The organism is Clostridium sp. Marseille-Q2269 (assembly GCF_943736985.1).
In the GTDB taxonomy this organism is placed as follows: domain Bacteria; phylum Bacillota; class Clostridia; order Clostridiales; family Clostridiaceae; genus Clostridium_F.
This window is the reverse complement of record NZ_CALSFS010000007.1, coordinates 160,948-175,072: the sequence shown is the minus strand read 5'-3', so window position 1 is coordinate 175,072 and position 14,125 is coordinate 160,948. Positions and strand designations below refer to the sequence as shown.

6 protein-coding genes are annotated in these 14,125 nt (G+C 27.8%); 4 read left to right on the top strand and 2 right to left on the bottom strand.

Annotated features, from left to right (window positions below):
- Window positions 1-62: 62 nt before the first annotated feature.
- Window positions 63-293, top strand: coding sequence for a TIGR04540 family protein (locus tag NGI68_RS10685; protein ID WP_251861478.1), 231 nt, complete (start codon window positions 63-65; stop codon window positions 291-293).
- Window positions 294-552: 259 nt separating this feature from the next.
- On the opposite strand, the gene namA is transcribed toward NGI68_RS10685, so the two are convergent.
- Window positions 553-1,563 carry an NADPH dehydrogenase NamA gene (namA, locus tag NGI68_RS10680; RefSeq protein WP_251861477.1) on the bottom strand — a complete coding sequence of 337 codons (1,011 nt, stop codon included), beginning with the start codon at window positions 1,561-1,563 and terminating at the stop codon, window positions 553-555.
- A gap of 664 nt (window positions 1,564-2,227) precedes the next feature.
- On the opposite strand from namA, the gene NGI68_RS10675 reads away from it, so the two are divergent.
- The 3 genes from NGI68_RS10675 to NGI68_RS10665 all read left to right on the top strand — a co-directional run bounded on the left by NGI68_RS10675 (window position 2,228) and on the right by NGI68_RS10665 (window position 12,888).
- Window positions 2,228-6,367: a SpaA isopeptide-forming pilin-related protein gene (locus NGI68_RS10675; protein WP_251861476.1), complete on the top strand. Its 4,140-nt coding sequence runs from the start codon at window positions 2,228-2,230 to the stop codon at window positions 6,365-6,367.
- A gap of 393 nt (window positions 6,368-6,760) precedes the next feature.
- Window positions 6,761-7,387 (top strand): class D sortase, encoded by a 627-nt coding sequence (locus NGI68_RS10670; protein WP_251861475.1) that lies wholly within the window; start codon window positions 6,761-6,763, stop codon window positions 7,385-7,387.
- Window positions 7,388-8,136: 749 nt separating this feature from the next.
- Window positions 8,137-12,888, top strand: a complete 4,752-nt coding sequence (locus tag NGI68_RS10665) for a SpaA isopeptide-forming pilin-related protein (protein ID WP_251861474.1) — start codon at window positions 8,137-8,139, stop codon at window positions 12,886-12,888.
- Window positions 12,889-13,198: 310 nt separating this feature from the next.
- Here NGI68_RS10665 and NGI68_RS10660 read toward each other — a convergent pair whose 3' ends face one another.
- On the bottom strand, window positions 13,199-13,663 hold the full coding sequence (locus tag NGI68_RS10660) for a COG2426 family protein (RefSeq protein ID WP_251861473.1): 465 nt from the start codon (window positions 13,661-13,663) through the stop codon (window positions 13,199-13,201).
- Window positions 13,664-14,125: the final 462 nt, after the last annotated feature.

Here is a 14,125-nt window from a genome sequence, read left to right as displayed (position 1 = left end):
TGTAGAGAAAATCAATGTTCATATAACTTAACAGAACTAAAATAATACTGAGGAGAATAAAAATGAGAAAAGTGTATAAAAACCCAAAAGAACTAGCTTCATGTTTAAAGGATTTAGTAGATTTATATTTTGAGGATATTATGACTTATGAAAAATTAGAAGAAAAGGTGTCTAAAATAGTTGAGGCTAACAAAGATAGTATGTATAGAAATGGAGTTATGCATACTAAATTTCAAAATGTATTGGGAGATCAGAGAATAGAAGTTATAAATAAAATAGTGGAAGATAAATAAAATTTATTGAAGATTGAAAAAATCATATTAGCTAAGTAACATATAAAATAATAAAAGATAAATAAATATCCGGTGGCAGGCCATATTGGGCTTTGTCACCGGTTTTCAGTTGCACTGAGAAATAAAGTAATTTTAAATTTATAATATTAAATATTATTAATAGATTATATAGGTATACACTCCATATGATTTATGTTAAATACATTGAGGGGTAATGAAGTATTAATCTATTATTTAGATGGCAATATTATAGTATATGTTATATCATTGAATATTGTTTAGGAAATTTATTTTCAACTCTACTATTTTTCATTGTGTTTAAAACCCAGTAAGGATTTCTTAAGAGTTCTCTGCCTAGAGCCACTAAGTCCGCTCTATTATTTTGTAATATTTCTTCTACCATTTCTTTTCTTGTTATTAAACCTACAGTTATAGTTGGAACATTACATTCTTTTTTTATTTGTTCTGAAAATTTTACTTGGTATCCCGGATAACTATGAATTCTAGCTTCTAAAAGGCCTCCTGTACTAACATGAACTATATCTATATCATTCTTTACTAGATTTATTATTTTAACCATTTCATCTCCAGTTAATCCACCCTCTGTATAATCATAAGCAGAGACTCTAAATAGAATAGCTTTTTCTTGTGGCCAAACTGTTTTAATTTCTTTTATTATATCTTTTAGAAATCTAACTCTATTTTCAGTACTTCCACCGTATTCATCTTTTCTTTTATTTGTAAGAGGAGATAGAAATTCATGTATTAAGTACCCATGAGCACCATGTATTTCTATTGCATCAAATCCGGCTTCATTAGCTCTTCTTGCAGCATTTTTAAAGGATTCTACAATATCTTTTATTTGACTTACAGTAAGCTCTTTCGGTTCACGGTAGGTTTCACTATGTCTTATAGCGCTTGGAGCTAATAAATCTCCGTAAGTTCCTTCATATTTACGGCCGCCGTGGTTTAGTTGTATTGCAATGGTGGCACCATAATCTTTTACTCCATTAACAAGTCTTTTTAGCCCTTCTATATGGTCATCACTCCATATACCTAAATCTCCATCAGTTATTCTTCCATTTGGTGAAACAGCTGTAGACTCTAATATAATTAGTCCTACACCACCAATAGCTCTTGTTACATAATGAACAAAATGAAAATCATTAACTTTACCATTTTCATCTGCAGAGTACATACACATAGGTGGCATAACTATCCTATTTCTTAAATTTAAATTTTTCATATTAAAATTTTCAAATGTTTTCATTTCTATTCCTCCCTTATCATTTGCAAGTTTAAAAAAATAGCACATAAATGTTTTTAGATTTTTCTGAAAATTGTATTTGTTTTTAATTATTTTATATTAAAATGATTTCCTTAGCAAATTATAAAATTTTCAAAATACCCCATAGGGGATAGGAAAGTCTTATTTTCTGAACCATACTAATTATTCTTTAGTTTTTCTTATTAATAGCATATACATATCTATAAATATTATTAACTTTAATTTTTTTTATATTAGAGAGATTTATTAATATTTATATATAATGGAAAATAACGAATAAATTTGATTATAAGGTAATAACGTGTGAATATATGTAATAGTTTATTTTATTTCCAACATGTAGAATAATTATGTAAAATTAAATTATATTATAAATTTCAGTGTTAATAATGGAAATATTATTTGTATAGACAAGACCCTTAATAGCTATTATAATATAACATATGTTAATTAAGAATTGATATTAGTCCACAATATATTCCATTGTAGATTGTATTAATGCAATGGAAATTTCCAGAATATTCTGTTCTTATATCTACTTTAAACCATAAATATGAAATGTATGAAACATTGCTATTAAGAGTAATGCTGATTTTTCATATTAAGGTCATTTTTAATAAATAGTTTATGAAGGGGGCTTTTTATAGTGAACAAAAGAAATAATTACAAAAGACTAAAGAAAACATCTGCAATTATATTATTAATTACTTTATTTTTTCAATTTTTCTCAATTTTACCTGCCACCAAGGCAAAAGCTCAAGATATTACTGACCAATATCAATTTATAACTAGAGTGACTTTAATTGGAGATGATGGGAAGATTATAAATGAATCATCTAATCCCATAAATAAGAATTCAGAGGTTAAGTTAAAATATAACTTTACCATACCTAATAAGGGAGAAATAAAAAAAGGTGATAGTTATATTATACATATACCTAAGGAAATAAAGGTTATAAGGGAACTTAAGTTTTCTATTAATGCTGATAGTGGAGATACTATTGCCAATGTAACAATAGATACTAATGGAAAAGTTAATATAGTGTTTACTGAATTTGATGAAAATAACTCTAATGTTTCTGGATATTTTTATGTTAATACTCAATTTGATGCTAATAAAATAGGGAATTCTAGCCCTAAAGCTATTGAATTTGATTTAGGAGGAAATTCTTCACCCTATGTAGTTAATGTGAATTTTCAGCAACCTGAAACACCTAAAGCTTCTGTTAAAAAGGAAGGAAGTTATAATCCTTCAAGGAATGAGATTACATGGAAAGTAACAGTAAATCCTGAAAATGTTAATATAAACAATGCACAAATTGTGGATAATATTTTAACTGGACAAGAGTTTATACCAGGATCCGTAAAGGTCAATGGAGTTAATGCTAGAACTACAGATTATAACTATACAGATAAAAAGTTAACATATAATTTCTTAAGCCCAATACATACTCAACAAATAGTAACTTTTAAAACTAAAGTAACAGATACAAAGATTTCTCAGTCTGAAGGGACTGCAACCTATGAATATAATACAGTAATTTTTAATCATGATGGAACCACTGTACAATCAAATCAGGCTTCTATAAAAGTAGTTACAGATTTTATTAATAAAAATGGAAGCTATGATGCGGTGGCAAGAAGAATAAATTGGACTATTAATATAAATAATAATGCACAACATATAGAAAATGCAGTAGTTATAGACAGTATTCCACAGGGGCTTGAGCTAACAGCAGGTTCTGTTAAGTTGGATGGCGCTTCTAGTAATAGTTATAAAGTAGAAGGACAAAAATTTATATATCCATTTAAAAATTCAATTAATGAGCCACATAGAATTACTTTTTCAACAGATGTAGTAGATCCGGAAGCTTATAACTCTAATCAATCAAAGGTATATAATAATACAGTTGATTTAAAAGGACAAGGGGTACCAAGCAATGCATCGGATATAAAGGGCGTTGGAGTGCCTACCAGTATTATAAATAAACAAGGTATAGGTTATAACCCAGCTACTAGAGAGATAACATGGAAAGTTACTATAAATAATAATAAAATATCTATAAAAAATCCAGTAGTTACTGATGATATAAGAATAGGTCAAGAATACGTACAAGGGTCCGCATCCATAGACAAAGGAACACCTAATGGTGTTTTTCAGTATACAAAAGCAGCTGTAAATGATAGAGGGAAAACTGGAACATTAACATACAAGTTTAATGATACTATAAATGAAATTCGTACTATAACTTTTAAAACTAGAGTAACGGACCCAAATGTATATGCTGGAAATAAAAATCAAAACTATTATAATGTGGCTAAGCTAACAGGAGATAATATTATAACTTCAACTTCTCAAGGAAGACAAAATGTACAAAGCCAAGTTATAAATAAAACTAGTGAGAGTTTTGATTACATAAAAAAAGAAGTTACATGGAAAATTATAATAAATAGAAATAAGATGACTTTACCAAATGCACACATTATAGATGTTATAAATGAAAACCAAGAATTTGTGCCTAGCTCTGTTATGGTTAATGGAAACTATGCAAAAGAATCTAATTATGACTATAATGAAAATACTAGAACTCTAACATATAATTTCCCTAGTGAAATTGAGGATCAGGAAGTGATAACTTTTAAAACTAAAATAATTGATAATTCTATATTTAATAGTAATGGAGAAAAAACCATTAATAACAAAGTAAAGCTAGTAACTGACATTTTACCTTCAGGAGTAGAAAGTACTGGTACTGCAACTATAAAAAGTACTTTAGTAGATAAAAAGGCTAGCTATACTGTAGGTAATTCATATATTGATTGGAATGTGAATATTAACTCTAACAAAATATTGATTAAGGATGCTATCTTAACAGATATTCTTCAAGATGGGCTTGAATTAGATACTACTTCTGTAAAACTATATAAAGCTATTTTAAGTTCAAATGGAACATTATCAAAAGGAGAAGAGCTAGTTTTAGGTATAGATAATGTAAAATATAATGCTACAACAAGGCAATTTGATTTTAAATTACCTTCTTTAACAAATGAATCTTATATATTAACCTTTAGAACTAATGTGGTAGATAAGAGGAAATCTCCTTTTATTAACTCTATATCCTTTAAAGGAACAGGAATAACGGAAAAATCAGATTCTAATAAGGTTGATGTTATATTTCAAGATGCTGCTGGTGGCGGTGTTGGTGAAACTGGTAGCATAAAAGTAATAAAAGTAAATAAAGATGATGAAAATATAAAATTACAAGGAGCTGTATTTGAACTTCTTGATAGATATAAAAATGTTATAAAGACTTCTGGGGAAACAGGAGGAAACGGAGAGGCAATATTTAATAGGTTAAGATTTGATACAGATTACTATGTTAGAGAGAAAACCTCTCCAAAAGGATATATTTTAAGTAATGAAGTATATAAATTTCAACTTGCTAATTCTGGAGATGATAAAAACATAGTCTACAATTATAAAGATGAAAAAATTACAGGTGAAATTCAATTCTTTAAAATTGGAGATAATGATATTCCTCTACAAGGAGCAGAGTTTACTCTTTATAAGCTTTCAGATACAACATATGAAAATCCAATAGCTACAGCTAAAAGTGATATAATTGGGGAAGTAAAATTTAAAAATGTTGACTATGGAGAATATACTATAAAAGAAACAAAAGCACCAGAGGGTTATAGTGTTTCCAATACAGTATTAAAGGCTTCTATTACTGAGAATGGTAAAGTGGTTAAAGCAAATCCATATAGTATTTCTAATGAGAAAATCATAGGAAATATACAGTTTATTAAAGAAGGAGAAGATAAAAGACCACTTGAAGGAGCAGAGTTTAAACTTTATAAAGAATGGGATAAAGACTTTCAAGATCCTATAGCAATGGCAATAAGTGATAAAAATGGGCATGTACAATTTAACAATATAGAGTATGGAAAATATAATATAAGAGAGACAAGAGCTCCAGAAGGATATAATCTTTCTAGTGAAATATTAAAGGCTAATGTCAGTGAAAATGGAAAGATAATAAAAGCAGATCCATATATTCTTTTTGATACAAAGATTAAGGGTTATATAAAAATAAAGAAATTAGATCAAGATAAAAAACCTCTTAATGGTGCTTCATTCACACTATACAACCAGGATGGTAACCCTGTTAGGACTGTTGCATCAAAAAAAGATGGAATTGCTTTATTTGAAAATGTTGAATATGGTGAATATATAATAAAGGAAACAGTAGTTCCTGAAGGATACTTGCCTTCAGAAAATACTATAAAGGTAAAAGTGGATAAAGATGGACAACTATACACTTATGAAGTTATAAACAATAGAATTAGGAGAACTGTTACAGTTACTAAAGTTAATTCTCAGGGAAGAAGACTTGAAGGAGCAGAATTTACTTTGTTTAGTAGTGATGGTAAAGAAATAACTACAGTAATTTCTAATAAGAATGGAATAGCAGTTTTTAAAGATTTGGGTTATGGTAACTATATAATTAGAGAAACTAAAGCTCCTAAAGGATATATTCTTAGAAAAAAACAGTTGCTAGTTAATGTAAATTCTACGGAAACTCAAAATTTCATAATTGAAAATGAAGCTTATACTCCTATAGTTAAAAAAGGCCATATACCACCTAATCAAGTTAAGAAACCCACTAAAGCAATTAGTGTTTTGCCTAAAACTGGTAGTTTCTTAGATTTTAAGGTTATGATTGGCATTGGATCAATAGCAATTTTAACTGGCATAGTATTGATGCTAAAGACAAAGAAATAGACATAGTTCAAAGTAGTATGGATTGCTACTGGAAATAAGGAAATAGACATAGTTCAAAGTAGCAGGGGATTGTTATTAAAAATAAAGACAATTCAAAGTAAATTATAAAATCAAGTATTTTAAAAGCTATGAAGAAATCTATTTTAGGTTAACTTCATAGCTTTTACTATATTTAAAGCTAATAGAAAGAAAGCTAGAATAAGTTAATCAATATGTTGTGCTAGTTAAATTAAGCTTACAGAATGATATTTTGCACATTAAACTAACGTTAAATCAGCCTATTTAAAATAAATTTAGTTCTAATAATTTTATATAAATAACAAATTAGCATAATTAGCTGGTATATGAATATAAATTCATATAAGTTTATATAATCAAATAAAGAGGTGGATCATGAATAGAAAATATATAAGTATATTCTTAATAATAATAGGAATATCAATAATTGGTACAGCTTTTTTTATGAAATATAGTGCATATGCAAAACAGAAGAAAATGATAGATAGTTTTGAAGATACTATTAAGGATTTGAATAAAGAAGAGTCAGCAAAGGATCCCAATAATCAGAATAAAAAGAAGAATGATAATTCACAAAAGCAACAAGCAGAGAATAATGTTAATTCTATTAGTAATGGAGCCATAGGAATTATGAATATACCAAAAATAGATTTAAAAGTAGCTATAGGAGATGGAGTGGATAAAGATACTTTAAAATACGCTGTAGGACATTTTACTAATACCCCATATCCAGGAGAAAAGGGAAACAGTGCCATAGCAGGCCATAGAAGTTATACCTATAGTGAGCATTTTAATAGATTGGATGAGATAGCTAATGGGGATAAAATATTAATTAAAACTAAAAAAGGGGAATTTACATATATAGTATATAAAAAAGAGGTAGTTCTGCCAGAAGAAGTTTCCGTTTTGAATAATACCAAGCATACAGAGCTTACTTTAATTACTTGTACTCCTATTAGAGTTGCAACCCATAGATTGATTATAAAGGCAAAACTTCAATAGTTATTTAAGGCATAAAAGTTAATACATCTTTAAAAATGGGACTGTGGCATTAAAGAATTTAAGTACAATATATTGTTTTACAAGTTTAGAGTTAACATAATATATTGGAGTATTTATTCTTAGTGCCACAGCCTGATTTTTTTGTGTTGCTATAAGTTTAAAAATTGTTGTTTTAATGATTGCTTTATTATACATTGATTTTTAAGTGGTTACGAACATATTTATTTATAGATGAATATAACATATTGGAAACTAGTATTAATAATTCATCATAATATTAACTAATTATATAATTTATTAGTCACATTTGAAAAAATAAAGAATAATATGTATATATCTATAGTGATATTTTCAAGTATATAAAAAATATTTCTATAGTTTTAATCTATTATAAATAACCCAGATAATTTGATAATTATTTAAATTTGAAATATTTTTTTAAAAATTTAGTATAACTTTATAAAGCTGTTAATAGACTTATTATTGTTGGAATTTAAAAATATTATTTTGCATAGAGTAACTTATTTTATAAAAAGCAGTAATTATACGGTTATTGATAGTAATATAAACTATTTTAAATAAATTCATTCTGATAACGATGTTCAGAATATTCTGTTATTCAATCTGAGATTTATAAAAAATTATATAAGGAATGTAATAACAATAAATTATATTCAAGCTAATTAATGAAACAAATATTAAGTTTCAATAAGAATATTGTAAAAAAATCCATGAAGGGAGTTATGCAAATGAATAGAAAATATAATTATAAAAAGGGGAAGAAACGGTTTGTATGTATAGCATTAATTGCTATATTTTTTCAAGTCATTTCTCTTTTGCCTGCTATTGGAGTAAAAGCTCAAGAGATTACAAATAAATTTCAATTTATAACCCAAGTAAAATTGACTGGCAACGATGGAAAACCTATAAATGAATCATCAAACCCTGTAAGTAAGAATTCAGAGGTTAAGTTAACTTATAAATTCAATATACCAAATAATCAGGAGGTAAAAAAAGGTGACCATTATACTATGCAAATACCTAAAGAAATAAAGATTATAAGTAAATTGAATTTCCCAATTATTTTAGATAATGGAGATAAAATTGCAGATGTTACAATAGATACGGATGGAAAAGTTAATATAGTGTTTACTGAATTTGCTGAAAATAATTCTAATGTTTCTGGATTTTTTTATATTGACACACAATTTAATCCTGACCAAATAGGAAATGATAATCCAGTACGTATAGAATTCGATCTTGGAGGAGATTCTGGACCTAATGTAATTGAGGTGAATTTTGAACAGCCAGAAGCTCCCAAAGCTTCTATTAAAAAAGATGGTAGTTATGATCCTTTAAAAAATGAGATTACTTGGAAAATAACTGTAAATCCTGAAAATGTTAAGGTGAATAATCCTCAAGTTGTAGATAATATTTTAGAAGGACAAGAATTTATACCGGGTTCTGTTAAAATAAATGGAGCTTATGCTAAGTCTACAGATTACAATTACCAAAACAAAAAATTAACTTGTAATTTTGGAGAGGTAATTGACAGGCAACAGATAATAACTTTTAAAACTAAGGTAATAGATCCAAAAATTTCTCAGTCTGAAGGGGCTACCACATATGAGTATAATAAAGCAATTCTAAATCATGATGGAACTAGTAAGGAATCTAATGAGGCTTCTATAAAAGTAGTTACAGACTTTATTAATAAAAATGGAAGCTATGATCCAGTAACAAAGAGAATAAACTGGATTATTAATGTAAATAATAATGCACAACATATAGAAAATGCAATAGTTATAGACAGTATTCCACAGGGACTTGAGTTAACAGCAGGTTCTGTTAAGTTGGATGGCGCTTCTAGTAATAGTTATAAAGTAGAAGGACAAAAATTTATATATACCTTCGAAAAAGAGATTAATGAGCCACATACAATAACATTTTCAACAGATGTGGTAGATCCCAATGCTTATAACTCAAATGTAGGAAAAGAATATAAAAATAAAGTTGATTTGGAAGGAAAGGGTGTTCCTGATAATGCAACTGATTCTAAGGGAATAAATGTTCCAACTAGTATTATAGAAAAACAAGGGATAGGATATAATCCAGCTACTGGAGAGATAACATGGAAAGTTACTATAAATAATAATAAAATATCTATAAAAAATCCAGTAGTTACTGATGATATAAGAATAGGTCAAGAATACGTACAAGGGTCTGCATCCATAGAAAAGGGGACAGCTAAAGGTTCTTTTAAATATGAAAAAGCAGATGGAAGTGATAAGCTAAAAACTGGTACATTAATTTATACTTTTAATGATGCTATAAATGAAATTCATACTATAACTTTTAAAACTAGAGTAACAGATCCTAATGTTTATGCTGGAAACAGAAACGAAAATTATTTTAATGTTGCTAAGTTAGAAGGAGATAATATTATACCTTCAACCTCTCAAGGAAGACAAAATGTACAAAGCCAAGTTATACAGAAAATAGGTAGGAATTTTGATTATATAAAAAGAGAATTCACATGGGAAATTATTATAAATAGAAATGGAATGACTTTACCTAATGCTTATGTTACAGACATTACAGGTGATAAGCAAGAATTTGTTGACAATTCTGTTATGATTAATGGGAAGCCTGCAGAAAAATCAAATTATAATTATGATAAAGATACTAAGACTTTAAGATATAATTTCCCAAGTGAAATAAAAACTCATCAAATATTAACTTTTAAAACCAGAATAGCAGATAGTTCAATATTTAATACCAATGGAGAAAAAGAATTTAAGAACACTGCAAAATTAATAACTGACATTGTACCTGGAAGTGTAGAAAGTACTGGCAAAGTAAAGGTGAAAAATGCTTTAATAGATAAAAATTCTGACTATACAAGAGGTAATGACTATATAGATTGGAATGTAACTGTTAATTCTAATAAAATATTAATTAAAAATGCTGTTTTAACAGATATTCTTCAAGAAGGACTTGAACTTGATACCACATCTATAAAGCTATATAAAGCTATGCTTAATTCAAATGGTAGTTTATCAATGGGAGAAGAAATTACTCTAGGAAAAGATGATGTAAAATATAATGCTATAACACGAGAATTCAATTTTCAATTACCTTCTAGTACAAGTGAAGCTTATATTTTAACATTTAGAACTAATGTAGTAGATAAGAAAAAGTCACCATTTACTAACACTATATCTTTTAAAGGAACAGGAATAACAGAAAAATCAGATTCAAATAAGGTTGATGTTATATTTCAAGGTGCTGGTGGTGGCGGTGTTGGTGAAACTGGTAGCATTAAAGTAGTAAAAGTAAATAAGAATAATGAGAATGACAAGTTACAAGGAACTGTATTTGAATTACTTGATAAATATCAAAACGTAATAAAAACTTCAGAACCTACTGGAGTAAATGGAGATGTAATATTTAATAAATTAAAATTTGATATAGACTATTATGTTAAAGAAAAAACTCCACCACAAGGATATCTTATAAGTGATGAAGTATATAAATTTCAAGTTGAAAATAGTAAGGAACAAAAAAATATATCCTATAACTATAAAGATGAAAAGATTAAAGGTGAAATTAAATTTGTAAAAACCGGCCATAATGATACTCCGCTACAAGGAGCAGAGTTTACTCTTTATAGTATTTCAGATATAAAATATGAAAATCCATTAGCCATAGCAACCAGTGATATGTTAGGAATAGTACATTTTAAAGATGTAGAGTATGGAGAATATATTATAAAAGAAACAAAGGCTCCAGAAGGATATAATATTTCAACTGAAACATTAAAGGCCAATATCACTGAAAATGGAAAAATTGTAAAGCCAACTCCTGAAAGCATTTCTAATACAAAGATTAAAGGAAATATAGAATTTACTAAGCAGGGAGATAATAAAAAACCATTACAAGGAGCACAATTTAAGCTTTATAAAGAATGGGATAATAATTTTAAAGATCCTATAGCAGTGGCTGTAAGTGATGAAAATGGTTATGTTCAATTCAAAGATGTAGAGTATGGTAAATATAATATAAAAGAAACAAAAGCCCCAGAAGGATACGCTATATCGGGTAAAGTTTTAACTGCAGAAATAACTCAGCATGGTAGTACTGTGAAATCCAATCCTAATAGTATATCTAATACAAGAATTAGAGGCAATGTTGAAGTTAAGAAGTTAGGTGAAGACAAGAATGCACTTAAGGGAGGGGAATTTACGCTATACAATACACAGGGAGAGGCAATTAAAACTTCTGTATCAGGAGAAGATGGAATTGCAATATTTAAAGATCTTCAGTATGGTGAATATACTATAAAAGAGACAAAAGCACCTGAAGGATATAATATTTCAAATGAAATATTAAAGGCATCCATCAAAGAAAATGGAACTACAGTAAAAGCAAATCCATACAGTATTTCTAATACAAAAATTAGAGGAAATATAGAGTTCACTAAGCAGGGAGAAGATAAAAAACTATTACAGGGAGCAGAATTTAAGATATATGAAGAAACAGATGAAAAATTTGAAAAACCCATACAAAAGGCTATAAGTGATGAAAATGGCCATGTGGAATTTAAAAATATAGAGTATGGTAATTATAATATAAAGGAAACAAAAGCCCCACGAGGATATAATATTTCACATGAAGTATTAAAGGTATCTATAAAAGAAAATGGAAAGGTTGTAAAAGTAAATCCTGAAATTATTTCTAATACAAAAATAAGGGGCCATGTAAGTGTAAAAAAATTGGATAAATACAATAGACCACTTAAAGGAGCTGAATTCGCGTTATATAATGTAAAGGGAGAAGCAATTAATACTTCTATATCAGGAGAAGATGGAATTGCAATATTTAGAGATCTTATTTATGGTGAATATACTATAAAAGAGACAAAAGCACCTGAAGGGTATTTAGTTTCAGAAGGTGATATAAAAGTATTTGTAAATGAAGATGGAAAATTGTATATATATGAAGTAATAAATAATAGAATAAAAGGTACGGTTTTAATTACTAAGACAGATATGAAAGAAAAATTACTTCAAGGAGCTGAATTTACTTTGTTTGATGATAAAGGTAAAAAAATAGCCTCATCAATTTCTGATAAGAATGGAGTGTCAGCTTTTAAGGACGTGGATTACGGTAAATATACCATAAAAGAAACTAAAGCTCCTAAAGGATACAATTTAAGTGAAAAGAAGTTAGAAATTAATATTAATTCTCCTGAGATTCAAAAGTTTACACTTAAGAATGAACCTGAAAAGCTTATAAATAAAATAATTAATAATCCATCTAAAAATAGCAATAAAGAGGGAGAAGCGATAGTTAATGGGGCCTCAGATTATCAAAATAAAATAAATGATCTTCTTCCTAAAACTGGTGGGTGGTTGGATTTTAAGGGATTGATGACAGTTGGATCATTAACAACTATAAGTGGGGTAATATTGTTTCTAAAAAAGAATAAGAAAAAATAGTTTAAAGTATAAAAAATTAATTAAAAGCTATGAAGAAAACTGTTTTAGTTTAATCTTCATAGCTTTTATTACATGGAAATTAAATTTGAATGGGGTAAATATTTTGTTAATGTTTAAGGTTGACAATTTTAATATAAAATTAACTAACTTTAATCATTTAATTTGAAAATTTGTAATATACCATAACAGACCGTAGATTCTATAGCACAATCATATGTATTTTATTATTCTATATTATAATTATGTTTGTTTTACATAATTCGTATTGGAATTATGTGTACTTATACATATGTATTTTACAGATTATATATTAAAAGAAACTAAATAATCCAACACTAGCAGTACCCATAATAATACCTGCAAGTAATACTCCAAGCATAACAGCTATAATGCTAGTTTTAAAATCCATATCTAATAAACTAGCTGCTAAAGTGCCTGTCCATGCACCAGTACCAGGAGCTGGTATTGCAACGAAGAGTAATAAACCGAAAAACAAACCTTTTTTACCTGTCTTTGCTTGCAATTTTTTACCTGCGCTCTCTCCTTTTTCTAGGCACCACGTGAAGAATTTTCCCGTAATAGGCTTGCTAGAGCCCCACACAAGTATCTTTCTTGCAAATAGATATATGAAAGGCATAGGTAGCATATTACCTATAATTGCAATGATATAAGATTGAAACAAAGGTAAATGATATATCTGTGAATATGGGATAGCTCCACGTAATTCCAGAATAGGAACCATGGATATTAAAAATACTATTAAATACTTAGTCATTATATAAACTCCACCTTTTCTTCTAGTTTGAAATATATAAGTAATTTTAGAAATAATATATCATAAATCATAAATAATCACAAATGGTTTAAATTAAATATTAAATGATTATACACAATTTTAACTAAAATTTAACCTGAAAATTACAATACTGTTAATATGGTCTGTGAAAACCATTCCCACCAAATCTAACATTTGGACTCTCTGCTTTTCTTCAAAGTGGGAGTAAAGAGCGGGTACGTCCATGGATAACCATTGACTCCTAAAGGATAATGACTTCTAAGGAGTAAAACTCCTAAAAATTATGTTAATAAGATTTAGTGGGAGTAAAAACTTCCTCTGAAGCTTAGAAATCTGTTTATTTTAAAATAGCATAGAAAAATGTAGTCTAGTAACATTTTCATATGGTATAATTAGGAACATATTCGAGATAATTATATAATATTTTACAATAAATGATTA